This window comes from Sphingomonas sp. (genome assembly GCF_019635515.1).
GTDB lineage: Bacteria > Pseudomonadota > Alphaproteobacteria > Sphingomonadales > Sphingomonadaceae > Sphingomonas.
Map to the genome: position 1 here is coordinate 2,135,515 of NZ_JAHBZI010000001.1, position 16,191 is coordinate 2,151,705.

The window sequence follows — 16,191 nt, forward strand, 5'->3', positions numbered from 1 at the left end:
CTTAGAACCCGTACCGCAGCCCCAGCAGCGCCTGTGCGGCCGTATTGCTGGTCGTCGTCGTCGAATTCTTGTTGTCGAACCCGAAGATGCCCGCCGAAGCCGTCGCGCTCAGCGGCCCGAAGCGATGCGTGTAGGCGGTGTTCGCGCCCCAGCCCATCACGCCCTCGGCGCCAGCGATATCGGTGTCGTAATAACTGCCGAACGCGCTGGCCGAGAAGGATCCGTTGCGGCCGACATCGGTCGATCCGAAGACCTGGGCGTAGAAGCTCTGGTCGGACGTGCCATTAACGTTGAAGCCCGGCGTGCCGGTCGGCGCGATGAAGGTGCGGCGCGACCAGCCGCCGCCGATGCCGATCCGCGTGCCGCCACGGCCCATCACCGCCACGCCGGTCACGCCGCGCGAGCGATATGCCGAGGTCGCCGCAGAGGCGAAGACGTTGTTCAGGCAGCCGCCGGTCGCGCTGCCCACGGTCCCGTAGACGCAGCCGCCATATTGGTTGCCGAACGGATCGGTGGTGGTGACGAAGCTGGTCGGCAGCGTCGCCAGCGTGCCGTTAAGCTGCTGGCCGAAAGTCTGGACGGTGTCATAGACGCCGATCTGGACACCGCTGCCCGGGCCGACCTGATAGCTGAGCGAGCCGGTATAGCTCATCGAGCCGTAGCGCTTGCCCGCCCGTGCCTCGAGGAAGGTGCGGCGGCTGGGCTTCCAGATCACGCCGGCGTCCCAGAACATCCCGTCAATGTCATAAGCGATGCGGCGCGGCGAAGCATTGTTGGTCACGAAGCGGCCATTGGCGTCGACCACCGGATTGTTGGCGCCGTCGCGCACCGGATCGCGCTGGGTGATCTTGATCTTCTCATAGCCGACGCCCCCCGCCACCGCGAAGCCGCCCATGATCGGCAGCACCGCATCGACGCGGCCGAACTTGCCCTCGTAGCGCTGGTCGAGCTGGCCCGCGTCCTCGCGCGTATATGACGCGCTGGCGGTAATGCCGATCGGCAGCACCGAGCCGGCCTTCACGCCCACGCTGGCGGTGGCGACATGCACCTTCGAATCGTCATAGGCGTCGAGCCGCGGCCCGTTGCCCGCGCCGGTGGCGCCCGGCGCCTCGACCTTGGTGTAGCCGAAGCGATAGGCGGCGTTGGCGAAGATCGGCCCGATATGGCTGGCGAAGTTCGGTCCGACATAGGCCGAATAGAGCTGCGCGGAGTTGCGGCTGTTGCCCTGACCGGTCAGCAGCGCGTCGCCGCGAATGTCCGAGCGCGTGCGCGTCGCGATGCCGCCAGCCTCGATGCTGAAGCCCGGCGCCACCGCCGCCTTGGCGCGGACCAGGCCCGAATGCATCTCGTCCTTGTTAAGCGGCTTCTGATAGGCGAAGCGGCGCTCATATTTGTAGCTCCCCTGCACTTCGACGCGGCGGGTATGCACCGATGCGTCGACGCCGACGGCGACGGTCGAATAGGTGAGGACATCGCCGCCCTTCAAGTCGGCGGTGACCACCTGGCTGGCTTCGATATACGGCCCGACGCGCACCTTCTGCGCAGCAGCCGGAGATGCCAGGCCTGCCGCGCAAGCCAAGGTAACAGTTGCGATGATCAGCCGGCTCACTTGCCCGCCTCCCCATAATAGCTTCCGAACCGGCGTCCGCCGGGCTGGAACGAGACCGAATTGAGAACGAGCTGGATATGCTCGCACCCGTCGAGGGCACTCACGGCGTCCCGAAGGTCGCCTTCACTGGTCTGGTCCGCACGGACCACGACGAGAACCTGACCCACATGCAGCGCGAGCACCGAAGCCGGCGACGCCGCGAGCGCGGGGGGTGAATCGAAAATGACGATGCGGCGCGGATTGGCCTGGGCCAGCCCGTCGAGGATCGCGCGGGCACGATCGCTGGCGAGCAATTCCGTATCGCTGTTGCTCTTGGCACCAGCGGGCAGCACCGAAAGCTGCGACACATCGGTGTCGATGATGCATTCCTCGGCACTGGCGACGGCACCCGAAAGCACATCGAGGAGCCCCGGGCCGCTCGGCATGCCGAGGCGTTCGAGGATGTCGGGCTTGGCGAAATCGGCGTCGACCAGCAGGATTTCGACGTCCTTCTCGGCCGCCATGGAGAGCGCGAGGTTGATCGCGCAGAAGGTCTTGCCCTCGTCCGGATTGGCCGAGCAGACCAGCACCATGCGGGCGCGGTCCGCAGCCTTGGCGGTGTCCTTGGCGGCGACGGCGCGCGCGGTCAGCAGCAGCTGGCGCTTCACCATGCGGAATTCTTCGGCGAGCGGCGTGATCTGCCCGCCTGGCACAATCATCCCGCCGGCGCGCAGCGTTGCGCGGTCGATCGGCGCGGTGCGGCGGCCCCGCGCCTGTTGCGGCACGGCGATGCTCGCGCCTTCATGCTCGCCCGCACCACGGCGCAGCATCGGACCGTCGGGTACAAATGCCGGCGGCGGCGTATGGCTGGGCTCGGGTGCCGGCACCGGCATCGGCGTCGGCGCCGGTGCATGAGCCCGCACCGGCGGAGCCTGCGGCGCGACCGGGCCGGTCGGCGCGTAATGGAATTGCGACGCCGCCCTTTCGAGCAGCGTTCCCTTGTAACGGCGCGGCGTCTGATCGTTCATGCCGGTCAGGCCCCCATTCCGCGCTGGATGAATTCGACCCCGACCAGCCCGAGATAGGCAACGCCAAGCGCGGCGACGCCGCCGGCGAACAGCGTCAGCTTCTTGCGGCGCAGCGCGATCTGGGCGGAGGTCAGCACCTCGCCGATTGATCCGATCACCGGCATCCCCGACGCCTTTTCCAGCTTGCTGGCGGTCGAGAAGGTGGTCCTGAGCTTGGCCAGCGCAAACGCCGCGGCGACACCGGCGCCGAGACCCGCGATCAGCACCGCGGTCAGCAGCAGCGGGCGGTTCGGCGCGGTCGGCGCGCGCGGCTGGGTCGGCGGATCGATGACGTTGAACTTCACCGTATCCGACACGGTCTGGGCCTGGCTCGTCACCTTCAATTGCTCGCGGTCGCTGAGCAGCTTGTCATACTGGTCCTTGAGCACCTGATATTCGCGGTCGATCTGGCCCTGTTCGGCCGCGACGCCCGGCGCCTCGGCGATCTTCGCTTCGAGCGCGGCAAGGTCGCCCTCGATCTGGTTCTTGCGCTGGACGAGCATCGCGACGGTCGCGCTCTTGTCGGCCTGCATCGCCTTGAGGCTCAGATAGAGCGGGTTCGACGAACCGCCGCCCCCGCCGCCGTACATCGGCTCGCGCGCCGCGGCGCCGGTAGCCTGGGCGATCTGCGCCTTGAGCGCGATCACGTCCGGATGATTGTCGGTAAAGCCGCGCGCACGCGCCTCGCCGAGCTGGCCCTGCAGGGTCGCCAGCCGCGCGCGCGCCGGGCCCGCCACCGCGCCACCGCCCGCGCCGGCGATATTGGCCGGCGTTCCGGCCATCTGCGCGTTGACCGCGTTCAGCCCGCTCTGCGCCGCCGCGAGGTCCGACTGGACCTGCGCCGCCTGCGTGCGTGCCGCCGCGATCCGGTCGTTGAGCGATCCGGTGCCGGGCAGCGAGCCGAGATAGCGTGCCTGGAAATCGGCCTTCTTGGCTTCGGCTTCCTGAAGCTGCTTCTGTCGCGCGTCGAGCTGCGCGTCGAGGAACTGCATCGACTGGCTGCTGGCGTCGCGATTGTCGGCGAGATTGCCCTCGACGAAGATGTCGATCAGCTTCTGGGCGATCTGCTTGGCCAGCTTGCCGCTCGGCGCGGTAACCGAAATCTCGAACAGATTGTCGGCCTGCGCGGTCAGCTTGATCGCCTTTTGCAGCCCGGCGATGCGGTCGGCGATATCGCGGTCATTGGCGACCGTGCGCGCCAGATCGGTGCCGCGCACGACCTTTTCGAGGTTCACCGCCGAGGTCAGCGTCTGGCGCACGCGATCGATATCGCGCTGCTGCGCCGCCTGGTTATTGCCATCGGCGCCGGGCAGGATCTGGCGCAGCTGCACGAAGATCCGCGCGCGCGATTCATAGTTGTTGGGCATTTGCGACACGACCAGCCAACCCGCGAGACATAGCCCCCAGGCGATGATCAGCGCGATCCAGCGCCGTCCCCAGACGGCGTGGAGCGCTCCGCGCACTTCGTCGAAAAGGCTGCCCATCCCCCGGCCGCCCCTAGAACATGCTCTGCGGGATGATGATCACATCACCCGGTTCGAGCTTCACATTGGCCGAGATGTCGCCGTTCTTGAGCAGATCGGCGAGACGCAGCTTGAATTCGCGCTGACGCCCGGTGACCTTGTCGACGCGCACCAGCCGGGCGCGGTTGCCCGATGCGAATTCGCTCAGGCTGCCGACCGCGATCATCGCGTCGAGCGCGGTCATGTTGGCGCGGTACGGGATCGACGCCGGCTTCTCGGCCGCGCCAACGACGCGGACCTGCTGGCTGTACGTGCCCGAGAAATTCTTGACGATCACCGAGACGATCGGATTGTTGATATATTCGCCGAGCGCGTATTTCAGATCGTCCGCCAGCATCGCCGGAGTCTTGCCCACGGCCGGCATGTCGTTGATCAGCGGCACGGTGATGCGGCCATCGGGGCGCACCTGCACATCGGCCGACAATTCCTTGTTCTGCCACACGAAGATCTGGAGTTGATCGAGCGGCCCGATCACATATTCCTCGCTCGGCGTCTCGCGGCCGGCGACCGAAATCGCGGGCGGCAATTCGGGACGGCCGCCGCCACCGGCGCAACCGGAAAGGAACACCGCGGCGAGAACGGGGGCGATCAATGCCCTGCCAACGGAAAGAAAACGCATGCTCGAGCTCCTCACCGACCGGGGTAGAAGCAGCCGACGTCTCGGCCACAAACCCGGCTGGGTCAGGCTCAGCTATGCAAGGAAGAGGTAAACAACGGGTTAGGAGTTGGGCGCTTTCGGCAGAAATCCGCGACGCTCAGCCGGGAATATTGACCAGCATTTCCCGAACCGGGGCATGTCCCAGAAATGCGCCGGGCGACGCGCTCGCGCCATAGGCGCCGGAGGCGAATATCGCGATGACGTCGCCGACATTGACCTTGGGCAGCAGCACGCGGTCCGCCAGCCGGTCCAGCGGGGTGCAGAGCGGCCCCACCACGGTCACCACTTCCTCACCGGCATCCTGCATCCGGTGGGCCAGCGCGACCGGATAGTTGCGCTTCACCACCGTACCGAAATTGCCGGTCGCGGCGAGATGATGATTGAGCCCGCCATCGACGATGACGAAGGTCTCGCCGCCGCTGTTCTTCCGATCCACCACCCGCGCCAGATAGACCCCCGATTCGCCGACGATCCACCGCCCCAGCTCGATCGCGAAACGCGCGCCCTTCAGACTCTTGGGCAATTTTCTCAACCGCGCCGCCAGCGCCTGACCGATCGCCGCCACATCCACTGGCAGATCGCCGGGGAAATAAGGGATGCCGAAGCCGCCGCCGAGATTGACGAGCGGCGGCACCGCGCCGGCCTGCTTCACCAGCCGCGCGGCCAGGTCCAATGTCGCCGCCTGGGTGTCGATGATCGCCTGCGTGTCGAGCGACTGCGAGCCGGCGAAGATGTGGAAGCCCCGCCAATCCGCCCCGCCCGCCCGGATCATCCTGACCAGTTCGGGCACATGTTCGGCCTCGACGCCGAAGGGCGACGCACGGCCACCCATCTTCATCCCCGATCCGCGCAGTTCGAAATCCGGATTGACCCGCACCGCCAGCCTTGGCTGGATGCCGCGCGCCCGGCCCACCGCCAGCGCGCGCTGCGCCTCGCTGAACGATTCGACGTTTATCGTCGCGCCCGCGCAGATCGCCGCATCGAGCTCATTGTCGCGCTTGCCCGGGCCGGCGAAGCTGATCCGGTCCGCCGCCATGACGCCGCGCGCCCGCTCGAGCTCACCGGCCGAGGCGACATCGAGTCCATCGACCAGCGGCGCGATCGCCGCGAGCAGTTCGGGCAGCGGATTGGCCTTGATCGCATAATGTACGTCCAGCGCCTTGGGCATCGCCTTGCGCAGGGCCTTCAGCCGCGCCGCGACGATCGCGAAATCATAGACGTAGAGCGGCGTATCTCCCGCCGCCTCGATCCATCGCTCGAAGCGCTGCCCGCCCAGCGTCAGCACTGCGTCGGCGGCGAATTCCGGCGGGATCGGCCCATGCGGCTTCATCGCGTCGCTCCCTCGCACGGCACCCGCCGCATCATCACGCCGTTCACCTGCAACCCCTTGCCCCGCGACACCCACCAGCGCGAGGTGATGTCGACCTCCTCAAAGCGCAGCCCGGCGGCGTCCCCGCTTGCCCGCACCTTGTCCGGCACCACCGCGTCCGAACGCGAGCCGCGAACGCCGGGATATATATGGTACCGGGTCTCGATGTCCCCCGCCCGCATCGTCTGGTCGGGCCGGATCACGATTCGGGCGCCGCCGCCCGCATAGCAGCCGGCCACGTCCTCCGGCCCGAGCGGCGGCTCGAGCTTGCCCGGCGCCAGCAGCATCCAGGCGACGACAGCCACGACCATGGCCGTCAGCAGCCATCCCACCCAATCGCGCTTCATCGCAACGCCGCCTTCAGCGCAGAACGGTCCAATTTGCCATTGACGTTGCGCGGCAATTCCTCACGCCAATCATAGCGGCTCGGCTGCATGAAGCTCGGCAGCTCGCGCCGCAGCCGCTCGCGCAGCGCATCCTCGCGGGAGCCATCTCCGCGCGCCACCACCACGATCGCCTGCCCCAGCCGCGCATCGGCCACGCCGAACGCCACCGCCTCCGCCGCCTCGCCGCCCGAAACCACCGCCTCCTCGATCTCGGTCGGGCTGATCCGGTTGCCGGCCGATTTTATCATCTCGTCATCGCGCCCGACAAAGCGCAACAGCCCCTCCTCGTCCTCGACAACCGTATCCCCCGACCACACCGCCATGCCGCCGCTTGTGGCGAATTCCGGCGCCGGACGGAAGCGCTCAGCGGTGCGTTCGGCATCGCGCCAATAGCCCTGCGCCACCAGTGGCCCGGCATGGACGAGTTCGCCCCGCCTGGCGCGTTTCCCGTCCGGGCCGACGACCAGCACCTCGGCGAAGGGGATCGCCCGCCCGATCGAATCGGGATGCGCATCGACCAGATCGGGATCGAGATAGGTCGAACGGAACGCCTCGGTCAGCCCATACATCGGATAGAGTCGCGCCTCCGGAAACCGCTCGCGCAGGCCCTTGACCATGCCACGCGTCAGCGCCCCGCCCGAATTGGTCAGCCGCTTGAGCTTGCCTGCGGTCTCCGCCGGCCATTCCGCCTCCAGCAACTGTACCCACAGCGGAGGCACCCCGGCGAGCGAGGTAGCCCCGAAACGCTCGACCGCCTTGATGACATCGCGCGCGGTCAGATAATCGAGCGGGATCACCCGCGCTCCGGCCGCCCAGGTCGAGAACAGCTGGTTCTGGCCATAATCGAAGCTCAGCGGCAGCACGCCCAGCACGCGATCTTCAGATACGATCTGAAGATAATGTGCCACGCTAATGGCTCCTAACCATAAATTGGCATGGCTGAGCATCACCCCCTTGGGCTTTCCGGTCGACCCCGAGGTATAGAGGATCGCGGCCAGTGTATCGGTATCGGTACCTGAGACCGGCAGCGTATCATCGCTCGCCAGCGCGCTCTCTTCCAGCGCCCGGCAGTCCGCGGGAACGTCGCCCGTCTCCAGCGTCTGTAACCGCGCCCCTTGCGAAACCAGCGCACGCGCGCCGCTATCTGCCAGGATATGCGCCACCTGCGCGCGCTTCAGCACCGGATTGACCGGCACATGCACCAGACCCGCCCGCACCGCCGCCAGCGGCATCAGGCACGCCGCGCGCGTTTTGGGCAGCCAACTCGCCACCCGATCGCCCTTGGCCAGCCCCAGCCGCGACAGCGCGTGCGCCATGCCGCCAACCGCCGCTTCCAGTTCGGCATAAGTCATTGTCCCGGCGCGATCTTCCAGCGCCACGGCATCGCGCTCGCCACGCAGGGCAAGCCCGTCCAGCGGCTGCGGCAGGGGATCGAGCGGCACCATTTCGCCACCATATACTTGGCAGCGCCTTCTCATACCCTTACGGCCATCAAAAAAACTTGCAGGGGGTTCTCCAGTGCAGCCCGATGGGACGCTCGAAGTCGAAAATGCCGTCCGCGCGGTGCTCCGCGACGTGCTGGGCCTGAGCGCCGAGCGCGCCGCCGCGTTTCGCGAGGATACGCCGCTGTTCGGCGCCTTGCCCGAGCTCGATTCGCTCGCCGTCGCCGGCGTCCTCACCGAACTGGAAGACCGGCTCGGCATCCTGATCGAGGATGACGAGGTCGATGGCGAGATGCTCGAGACCTTCGGCGCGCTCAGCCGCTTCGCGGTGGCCAAGGCGCTCGGGTGATCGGTCACTACGACTGGGCAGGCGGCCGCGAAGCGATGCTCCGCTTCGGCACTGCCACCGACCCGGTCGTCGTCGCCGCGCTGCCGCTGTTCGAGGAAGCCAACCGGACGCGGACCTTTGTGGTGACGCTGCTCCGCGCGCTGGCGGAGCGCGGCATTGCCAGCGCTCTCCCCGATCTGCCAGGCCAAGGCGAAAGCCTGGTGCCAACCGAAGCGGCGACGATCGCCGACATGCGAGCCGCCTTCGCCGCGGTCCCCGGGGACTACACCCTAGCGATCCGCAGCGGCGCATTGCTCGACGCCGGAGACCGCAAGAGCCGCTGGCACTTGGCCCCCCAGCAAGGCGCCGAACTGCTTCGCGAACTCAACCGCCTGCGCCAGACGAGCGGTTCGGAGGATTTCGGCGGCAATCGCCTGAGTGACATCTTGCTCGCCGAACTCGAAGCCGCGGCAACCTCCCACGCGCGAACCGTCCGCCACGAAACTGACGTCAAGGCGGCGGATCTCAAGGTTCCGGGCGCTCCGCTATGGCGCCGCGCCGAGCCGGACAACGATACCGCCCTCGCCGAACTGCTCGCCGACGATATCGCCGCCTGGGTCCGCGCATGCGAAGGCTGATCGCATTCCCCTGCGCCGGCGAAACGCTGGTCGGCTCGCTCGACGAAGCGCCGGGCACCACCGGCCTCCTGATCGTCTCCGGCGGCAACGAGATCCGCTGCGGCGCGCATCGCGGCATGGCGCTGCTCGCCGCTCGCGTCGCCGAAGCCGGCCACCCGGTGCTCCGCTTCGACCGCCGCGGCATCGGCGATTCCACGGGTGAAAATGGCGGATTCAAGACCAGCGTCGAGGACATCGCCGCAGCGGTCGCAAGCTTTCGCGCTGCCGGCGTGAGCCGCATCATCGGCTATGGCAATTGTGACGCAGCCACTTCCCTGGCCTTTTTCTGGAAAAGGGCCGGCGTCGATGCCCTGCTCCTCGCCAACCCCTGGACGATAGAGGCGACCGACGAGTTGCCGCCTGCCGCGGCGATTCGCTCGCATTATGCGCAGAAGTTGCGCGACCCCAAAGAGTGGCTGAGATTGCTGCGCGGTGGTGTCGACATATCCAAGATTCTCAAGGGGTTGAGGAAGTCAGCACAGAAGCCATCTCAGGAATCCGGCAGCATCGCCTCCGATCTCGCCCTCGCGCTGGCTTACGCCCCCCCTGCCACCACGATCCTGCTCGCCAGGGGCGACAATACCGCGATCGCCTTTGCCGACGTTTTCAAAGGCCCAGCCTTTAATGCCGCCCGCGCACGTGTGCGCATCGAGACGCTCGACAGCGACAGCCACAGCTTCGCATCCGCCGCCGACAAGGACTGGCTGTTCGACAGGGTGATGGCAGCCTTAGCCTAACCGCCCGCGAAACTCGACGCGCTCGATGCTGATCACCGATCCGCCCGGCGCGGTTCCGGCATCGACGCGAACGAAGGTCACCCCCAGTTCCTCGGGATCGCGGTCGCCGGCGAGCTTGCGCACGATATCGGCGGCGGGCAGCTCGATCCGGGCGCGTCCGTCCTCGGCATGGGTGAGCGCCGCCGCGATCTGGAACGGCCCCACCGTGCCCAGCAGCCGGTCCTCGCCCGGAATCTGATCGTAATCGAGATCGTCGAGATCGAGATACAGCTTGTAGAAATAGCCCCCGCCCTCGCCGGCCTGCGTCAACGTCACCGCATCGAGCACGACCTGCAGTTCGTCGCTCGCGTCGTGGTGATGGCTCGGCATGCCCCGCATGTCGGCGGTGCGACGCAGCGGCATCCGGATCGAGCGCGTCTCGCGGCCCAGCCAGATCCCGCGAAACGGGATCGGTGCCGCCGCGGCGGGCGCCGGAGCGGCGGCGGGCGGCGGTGCCGCCGCTGCGGCGGGTGGCGGCGCCCCCACCATCGGCCGTGGTGGAGCGGCCTTGGCATCGCGGTCCTCGCGCTCGCCTGCGGTCACGGTCGGCAGTTTCACCGCCGCGCCGCCATTGGCGGTCACCTCCACCGTGCGAACCGCGTTGACATCGGGCATCCTGAGATCGGCATAGCGATAGCCGAGCGTCTCGGTAGAGATCGCGTCGGCGCGCCTGACGCTCATGCCCGTTTCGTACTCGAGCTGCCCGCCCCAATAGGGCATGTCCGCCGCCGGCATCTGCCGTCCCTGCCCGGCCAGCGTCCACGCCGCCCAGAGCCGGTCGATATTGGCGTGGTGCATCCAGAAGACGATGTCCTGCGGCGATTGCATCGTCGCCATCCGTCCGCCGATCAGATTATGGACATTATTGTGGAACGCCTCGACCCCGGCCTCGAAGCAGTTTTTGACCACCCCACGCTCGAACGCCGTGATATCCTTGCCGAACGCGGCATAGACCAGCGCCTTGTCCACCTGCGTGCCCTTGCGGGTTTCGAACAGGGGATTGGTCGCGGCATTGCCCCTCGTCAGCTCCTCCGGAACGTTCGCGTCGGCGAAATAGTCCCAATAGGGCAGCCGCAGCGTCTCCGACTTGCCCGCCTTGCGCAGCTGCCGCTCGAACAGCGACAGATAGCCGCGGTGCCAGGCGAGGAAATAATCCTTGCCGTGCGGGCAATGGCTCTGGTGGATATTGGCCCAGAACAGCCAGCTATCGGGGCTGGCGGCGTTGCCGTTCGCCTTCATCGCGCGCACCGCGTTGACCAGCTTGGGGAAGTCGCCCGTCTTGCGGAACTTGCTCCACGGCAGCCGCTCCTGCACGGGCCCGGCCGCGCGCCATGCCAAAGCCGGCCCGCCCGCGCCGATAGCCGCGAGCATCGCCAGTATCTCGCGCCGTTTGAGTGCCGCCATGAAATCGCCCTCGATTCGTTTCGGGGGCATCATGACGGCTGGCGCTGCGGATGGAAGTGGACTTCGAAGCTGGTAGCGGAGGAGGGACTTGAACCCCCGACCCCAGGATTATGATTCCCGTGCTCTAACCAACTGAGCTACTCCGCCATGCGGTGCTTCAGCTTCGAAGAGCGGGCGACATAGGTTGGGCTTTACGCCCGGTCAAGCGAACATGTGCCGCGAAAGCGGCTCCCATGGCCCGCCGCGATAAAGCCAGGTCGCCAGCCCGGCGATCTCCGTCTCGCGCGGTACGAAATCCTTCGAGAGCTGGGTCAGCACGAACTTGGCGGGAACCGGCGTCACCTTGTTCTGGATCGTCACATGCGGGCGCCAGCGCGTTGCATCCTGCGGGGTCAGCAGTGTCGAAAACGCCGCGCACAATCCGCCGCGTATCGCCTCAAGCTCCGGTGCCTCGATCCGGTAGGCGACCCCACGCCCGAGATGCATCAGCCCGGTCACCTTGGCCTTGGGCGCGCGCACCCCGCGCGTCTCCCGCGTCAGCCGGTGCTTGAGCTCGTCGGTCGCCGAAGGCGGCAAATGGTGGAACAGCGTCAGATGCGCGTCGATGACGTTCCGCTCGGGCGGGTAATGCGCGCGCCGCAGCGCGTTGAACCACGCCTGATCCTGCCGCCCGAACAATGCCGTGACGATGATCGGCGCGGGCCTGTCCCGGACTTGATCCGGGATCAAATCTCGACCTGGCTACCCAGCTCGACCACGCGATTGGTCGGCAGGCGGAAGAATTCCATCGCGCTTTCCGCGTTCCTGAGCATCCACGCGAACAGCTTTTCGCGCCAGATCATCATCCCAGGCTTGGCCGAGGGCAACAGCGTCTGCCGCGCGAGGAAGAAGCTGGTGTCCATCATCTTGAACTGCGCGCCACAGGCCGAAACCTGCTTGAGCGCGGACGGCACATCGGCGTCCTGCATGAAGCCGTATTTGATCACCATCCGATGGAACCCCTTGCCGAGATCCTCGACCTTCATCCGGTTATCGTCTTCGATATAGGGCTCGTCGGCGATCTTGACGGTGAGCAGGATCACCCGCTCGTGCAGCACCTTGTTGTGCTTGAGGTTGTGGAGCAGCGCGTGCGGCACGCCATCGGGCGTCGAGGTCATGAACACCGCGGTGCCGGGCACGCGGCTCGCCGAGCTGGCGGCCGATTCGATGAAGATCCTGATCGGCATCGCGCTCTCGCGCAGCCGCGCGATCATCAGCTGGCGGCCCTTGGCCCAGGTCGTCAGCAGCGTGAAGGCGACCAGCCCGACGAGCAGCGGGAACCAGCCGCCATCGGGAATCTTGGTGACGTTCGACGCGAAATAGGCGCCGTCGAATAGCGCGAAGACCAGCACCACGCCCACCGAAACGATCCGCGGCCAATGCCATACGCGGCGCACGAGCACGAGCAGCATGCAGGTGGTGATGAACATCGTGCCGGTCACCGCGATGCCATAGGCCGCGGCGAGGTTCGATGATTCACCAAAGGTGAAGACGAGCAGCAGCACCATCACCATCAGCGCCCAATTGACCGAGGGAAGATAGATCTGCCCCAGCGCCGAGGCCGAAGTATGGTTGATGCGCAGGCGCGGCATCAGCCCGAGCTGCACCGCCTGCTGGCAGACCGAGAACGCCCCGGTGATCACCGCCTGGCTGGCGATGATCGTCGCCAGCGTCGCGAGGATCACCAGCGGCAGCCGCCAGCCTTCGCTCGCAAGCATGAAGAACGGATTGTTCGCCGCGGTTGGGTCGCGCAGCATCAGCGCGCCCTGCCCCAGATAGTTGAGCATCAATGCCGGCAGGATCAGCGCCACCCAGGCGAGTTGGATCGGCTTGCGCCCGAAATGCCCCATGTCGGCATAGAGCGCCTCCGCGCCGGTCAACGCCAGCACCACCGAGCCGAGCGCCAGGAACGCGAGCCGCGGATCGAGTTCGAAGAATCGCACGCCCCACAATGGGTTGAACGCCTGGAGCACATCGGGCCGCTGGAGGATCGAATTGAGCCCCAGCACCGCCAGCGTCAGGAAATAAACCAGCATCACCGGGCCGAAGAACTTGCCGAGGATATCGGTGCCCCGCGCCTGGATGAGGAACAGCCCGATCAGGATAGCCGCCGCGATCGGCAGCACATAGGGCGCGAATCCCGCCTGCACCACGACAAGCCCTTCCACCGCCGACAGCACCGAGATCGCCGGGGTGATCATGCAATCGCCGAAGAACAATGCCGTCGCCAGCACCCCCAGCATCACCAGTCCATGGCTCCACCGGCCTGGCCCAGCGCCGGTCTTGCGCTGGATCAGCGCCAGCAGCGCCAGGCTGCCGCCCTCGCCCTTGTTGTCGGCGCGCATCGTCAGGAAGATATATTTGCCGGTGACGATGATCAGCAGCGACCAGAACATCAGGCTGACCACGCCATAGATATGGACGAGATCGACCGCGAGCTTGTGATGCCCGACAAAGGTTTCCTTCATCGCGTAGAGCGGCGAGGTGCCGATATCGCCGTAAACGACCCCGATCGCGCCGAGCGCGAGTGCATGAATCGACCCCTTCGGATGATGGCCAGGGCCAGCATCGTCGTGGTGAACCGCGGCATCCTGGCCTGGTTCGGTGGTGGCGGCTGTCACTGGGGCTGTCGCGCTGCGGAGATATATGTGGTCATAGCGACCTGGAGTTCTCGACTGGCTCTGGAACGCGCGCAGCTAGCATGTGCAGCAAACCCTCGCAACGCGGATCGTTGCGGAGGTAGAATGGCGAGCGCGGCAGGAAGGTTCCCTGCCGGCAGGATGGTGGCCCACCTTGTCATCCCAGCCTTGTGCGGGGTCCAACGAGCGGCGAAAGCTGTCGATTGAGGCGCAAAGACATTGTCCGGGGCACCTTGGACCTCGGCAAGGTCGGGGTGACAGATAAGGCAGCAAGGCGTTTCGCCTCACCGCGCCGCGAACAGCGCATCGGCTTCGCTGCGGGTCGGCACGGCGCGTAGCACGAAGCTGGAGTTGATCGTCACCACGCCCGGCAGTCTCCCGAGATGCTCGCGATGGAGCCGCTCATAATCATCTAGATCGCGCGCCAGAATCTTGAGCCGGTAATCCTGCCGGCCCGAGACCAGCGCGCATTCCACCACCCCCTCGATCGCCGACACCGCCGCTTCGAAGCGGGCGAGATCCTCCTCCACCTGCGTACCGAGGGTGATGTCAACCAGGGCGGTGATATGAAACCCCAGCCGCCGGTGCTCCAGCCGCGCGCTGTAGCTGCGGATATGCCCCGATGCCTCGAGCGCCTGGATGCGCCGCGTGCACGCCGATTGCGACAGCCCGATCTCGCTGGCGATGGCGCTCACCGGGGCGCGGGCATCGGCGGCGAGCTGCTTGAGGATTGCCGCGTCAATTCTGTCCATGTTGCATGTTTAGCCCGAATATTTCCAATATCACACATAATTATGCAAACTCGTCGCCCAAGCCGCACCGACTTTGCAGGGATTCGCGTTCTGCCTTCTGGTAATTGTGCGCCACAATTTTTCAGGAGAGATCCCATGCGCGTCGGCGTTCCCAAGGAAATCAAGAATCACGAATATCGCGTCGGCCTGACCCCGGCGTCGGTGGCGGAGCTGGTCCATGCCGGCCATGAAGTGCTGGTCGAGACCAAGGCCGGCACCGGCATCGATTTCGACGACGAGGCTTATACCAAGGTCGGCGCGAAGATCGCTCCGAACGCCGCGGCCGTTTTCGCGGGCAGCGACATGATCGTGAAGGTCAAGGAGCCGCAGGCGAGCGAGATCGCGATGCTCGAGCCGCGCCACCTGCTGTTCACCTATCTGCACCTCGCCGCTGACAAGCCGCAGGCCGAGGGCCTGATGAAGTCGGGCGCGACTTGCATCGCCTATGAGACGGTCACCTCGAACTCGGGCGCGCTGCCGCTGCTCAAGCCGATGAGCGAAGTCGCCGGCCGCATGTCGATCCAGGTCGCGTCGCACTATCTCGAAAAGGAGCAGGGCGGCCGCGGCGAGCTGCTCGGCGGCGTTCCCGGCGTCGCCCCCTGCAAGGTCGCGATCCTCGGCGGCGGCGTCTCCGGCATCAACGCCGCGCAGATGGCGACCGGCCAGCGCGCCGACGTGACCATCTACGACATCAGCAACGAGCGCCTTGCCGAGCTCGACATGCATTTCGGCAGCCAGATCAAGACCGCCTATGCCAGCAAGGCCGCGATCGCCGAGGCGGTGAAGACCTCGCAGGTCGTGATCGGCGCGGTCCTCGTCCCCGGCGCGGCGGCTCCCAAGCTGGTCACCAAAGACATGCTCAAGACGATGATGCGCGGCTCGGTGCTGGTCGATATCGCCATCGATCAGGGCGGCTGCTTCGAGACCAGCCACGCGACCACGCACGACGATCCCGTCTACGAGGTCGATGGCGTGATCCATTACTGCGTCGCCAACATGCCCGGCGCGGTTGCCCGCACCTCGGCCTTCGCGCTCAACAACGCGACGCTGCCGTTCGTGCTCAAGCTGGCGAACCTGGGCGCGGAAGCGGCGATGAAGGCCGACAAGCACCTCGCCAACGGCCTCAACGTCTATAAGGGCAAGATCGCGTTCAAGGCGGTCGCCGACGATCTCGACCTGCCGTACCAGGCTTGGGCCTGACGCGGGCTGCGGGGCGGTGCATCGGCATCGCCCCGCAGCCCGCGCACCGCATCAGCAGCTCGCGACCGCCTCGCGCAACGCCTTGGCCGCCTGCGCGCACGAGACCGGAAACGGCAATTTGAGGACCTCGATCTCGAGCCACTCGCGCTGCGGATCGTAATTCCAGCGCGCCCTGCCCCCATGCGATGCCACTTCGCCGGAATTGCCCTCGATGGCCACGCCATATTCCCGCGCCCTAGCGACGAGACACATCCACACGAGCGTATCGATCTTGTCGAAGGTCTGAATCGGGCAACCGGGCAAT

At 66.5% G+C, this 16,191-nt stretch carries 16 protein-coding genes and 1 tRNA gene; 4 read left to right on the plus strand and 13 right to left on the minus strand.

The window, feature by feature from the left end:
* Window position 1: 1 nt before the first annotated feature.
* From KF730_RS10795 to KF730_RS10825, 7 genes are all read right to left on the minus strand, one after another.
* Complete coding sequence (locus KF730_RS10795; RefSeq protein WP_294094838.1) at window positions 2-1,609, minus strand: hypothetical protein; 1,608 nt, start codon at window positions 1,607-1,609, stop codon at window positions 2-4.
* A complete protein-coding gene (locus KF730_RS10800; RefSeq protein ID WP_294094845.1) occupies window positions 1,606-2,616 on the minus strand; it encodes an AAA family ATPase in 1,011 nt (336 codons plus the stop codon). Before KF730_RS10800 ends, KF730_RS10795 begins: the two co-directional genes overlap by 4 nt.
* Before the next feature lie 5 nt (window positions 2,617-2,621).
* Window positions 2,622-4,139: an XrtA system polysaccharide chain length determinant gene (locus KF730_RS10805; RefSeq protein ID WP_294094848.1), complete on the minus strand. Its 1,518-nt coding sequence runs from the start codon at window positions 4,137-4,139 to the stop codon at window positions 2,622-2,624.
* Between the two features lie 13 nt (window positions 4,140-4,152).
* The gene (locus KF730_RS10810) at window positions 4,153-4,797 is read right to left on the minus strand and encodes an XrtA/PEP-CTERM system exopolysaccharide export protein (protein ID WP_294094851.1); all 645 of its coding nucleotides are present in this window, start codon (window positions 4,795-4,797) and stop codon (window positions 4,153-4,155) included.
* Between the two features lie 136 nt (window positions 4,798-4,933).
* A complete protein-coding gene (locus KF730_RS10815; protein WP_294094854.1) occupies window positions 4,934-6,166 on the minus strand; it encodes a pyridoxal-dependent decarboxylase, exosortase A system-associated in 1,233 nt (410 codons plus the stop codon).
* Window positions 6,163-6,552 carry a hypothetical protein gene (locus tag KF730_RS10820; protein ID WP_294094857.1) on the minus strand — a complete coding sequence of 130 codons (390 nt, stop codon included), beginning with the start codon at window positions 6,550-6,552 and terminating at the stop codon, window positions 6,163-6,165. Before KF730_RS10820 ends, KF730_RS10815 begins: the two co-directional genes overlap by 4 nt.
* Window positions 6,549-8,036 carry an acyl-CoA ligase (AMP-forming), exosortase A system-associated gene (locus KF730_RS10825; RefSeq protein ID WP_294094860.1) on the minus strand — a complete coding sequence of 496 codons (1,488 nt, stop codon included), beginning with the start codon at window positions 8,034-8,036 and terminating at the stop codon, window positions 6,549-6,551. The genes KF730_RS10820 and KF730_RS10825 overlap by 4 nt, the downstream gene beginning before the upstream one ends.
* A 73-nt stretch (window positions 8,037-8,109) precedes the next feature.
* On the opposite strand from KF730_RS10825, the gene KF730_RS10830 reads away from it, so the two are divergent.
* From KF730_RS10830 to KF730_RS10840, 3 genes are read left to right on the plus strand one after another with little or no spacing between them, the layout of a single operon-like run.
* Entirely contained in the window at window positions 8,110-8,382 is a 273-nt protein-coding gene (locus tag KF730_RS10830; RefSeq protein WP_294094863.1) for an acyl carrier protein, read from the plus strand.
* Window positions 8,379-8,999 carry a hypothetical protein gene (locus KF730_RS10835; protein ID WP_294094865.1) on the plus strand — a complete coding sequence of 207 codons (621 nt, stop codon included), beginning with the start codon at window positions 8,379-8,381 and terminating at the stop codon, window positions 8,997-8,999. Before KF730_RS10830 ends, KF730_RS10835 begins: the two co-directional genes overlap by 4 nt.
* Complete coding sequence (locus KF730_RS10840) at window positions 8,987-9,775, plus strand: hydrolase 1, exosortase A system-associated (RefSeq protein ID WP_294094867.1); 789 nt, start codon at window positions 8,987-8,989, stop codon at window positions 9,773-9,775. The genes KF730_RS10835 and KF730_RS10840 overlap by 13 nt, the downstream gene beginning before the upstream one ends.
* Here the strand turns inward: KF730_RS10840 and KF730_RS10845 are convergent.
* The 5 genes from KF730_RS10845 to KF730_RS10865 all read right to left on the minus strand — a co-directional run bounded on the left by KF730_RS10845 (window position 9,767) and on the right by KF730_RS10865 (window position 14,648).
* On the minus strand, window positions 9,767-11,218 hold the full coding sequence (locus tag KF730_RS10845; RefSeq protein WP_294094870.1) for a tyrosinase family protein: 1,452 nt from the start codon (window positions 11,216-11,218) through the stop codon (window positions 9,767-9,769). The genes KF730_RS10840 and KF730_RS10845 overlap by 9 nt on opposite strands.
* A gap of 70 nt (window positions 11,219-11,288) precedes the next feature.
* A tRNA-Met gene (locus tag KF730_RS10850) sits at window positions 11,289-11,365 on the minus strand.
* Window positions 11,366-11,419: 54 nt separating this feature from the next.
* Window positions 11,420-11,947, minus strand: a complete 528-nt coding sequence (locus KF730_RS10855; protein ID WP_294094875.1) for a 2'-5' RNA ligase family protein — start codon at window positions 11,945-11,947, stop codon at window positions 11,420-11,422.
* The gene (locus KF730_RS10860; protein WP_294094877.1) at window positions 11,944-13,878 is read right to left on the minus strand and encodes a potassium transporter Kup; all 1,935 of its coding nucleotides are present in this window, start codon (window positions 13,876-13,878) and stop codon (window positions 11,944-11,946) included. Before KF730_RS10860 ends, KF730_RS10855 begins: the two co-directional genes overlap by 4 nt.
* Window positions 13,879-14,180: 302 nt before the next feature.
* A complete protein-coding gene (locus KF730_RS10865) occupies window positions 14,181-14,648 on the minus strand; it encodes an Lrp/AsnC family transcriptional regulator (RefSeq protein WP_294094880.1) in 468 nt (155 codons plus the stop codon).
* A 135-nt stretch (window positions 14,649-14,783) separates the two neighbouring features.
* Between KF730_RS10865 and ald the strand changes: the two genes are divergently transcribed.
* On the plus strand, window positions 14,784-15,887 hold the full coding sequence (gene ald / locus KF730_RS10870; RefSeq protein ID WP_294094882.1) for an alanine dehydrogenase: 1,104 nt from the start codon (window positions 14,784-14,786) through the stop codon (window positions 15,885-15,887).
* Window positions 15,888-15,938: 51 nt separating this feature from the next.
* Here ald and KF730_RS10875 read toward each other — a convergent pair whose 3' ends face one another.
* Window positions 15,939-16,190 carry a hypothetical protein gene (locus KF730_RS10875; protein WP_294094888.1) on the minus strand — a complete coding sequence of 84 codons (252 nt, stop codon included), beginning with the start codon at window positions 16,188-16,190 and terminating at the stop codon, window positions 15,939-15,941.
* Between the last annotated feature and the right edge of the window lies 1 nt (window position 16,191).

Excerpts from the sequence above, each read along its gene's own strand:
- KF730_RS10805 (WP_294094848.1), bottom strand. The coding sequence starts at position 4,139 with ATGGGCAGCCTTTTCGACGAAGTGCGCGGAGCGCTCCACGCCGTCTGG.
- KF730_RS10820 (WP_294094857.1), bottom strand. The coding sequence starts at position 6,552 with ATGAAGCGCGATTGGGTGGGATGGCTGCTGACGGCCATGGTCGTGGCT.
- ald (WP_294094882.1), top strand. The coding sequence starts at position 14,784 with ATGCGCGTCGGCGTTCCCAAGGAAATCAAGAATCACGAATATCGCGTC.
- KF730_RS10810 (WP_294094851.1), bottom strand. The coding sequence starts at position 4,797 with ATGCGTTTTCTTTCCGTTGGCAGGGCATTGATCGCCCCCGTTCTCGCC.
- KF730_RS10865 (WP_294094880.1), bottom strand. The coding sequence starts at position 14,648 with ATGGACAGAATTGACGCGGCAATCCTCAAGCAGCTCGCCGCCGATGCC.
- KF730_RS10845 (WP_294094870.1), bottom strand. The coding sequence starts at position 11,218 with ATGGCGGCACTCAAACGGCGCGAGATACTGGCGATGCTCGCGGCTATC.
- KF730_RS10815 (WP_294094854.1), bottom strand. The coding sequence starts at position 6,166 with ATGAAGCCGCATGGGCCGATCCCGCCGGAATTCGCCGCCGACGCAGTG.
- KF730_RS10825 (WP_294094860.1), bottom strand. The coding sequence starts at position 8,036 with ATGGTGCCGCTCGATCCCCTGCCGCAGCCGCTGGACGGGCTTGCCCTG.
- KF730_RS10840 (WP_294094867.1), top strand. The coding sequence starts at position 8,987 with ATGCGAAGGCTGATCGCATTCCCCTGCGCCGGCGAAACGCTGGTCGGC.
- KF730_RS10800 (WP_294094845.1), bottom strand. The coding sequence starts at position 2,616 with ATGAACGATCAGACGCCGCGCCGTTACAAGGGAACGCTGCTCGAAAGG.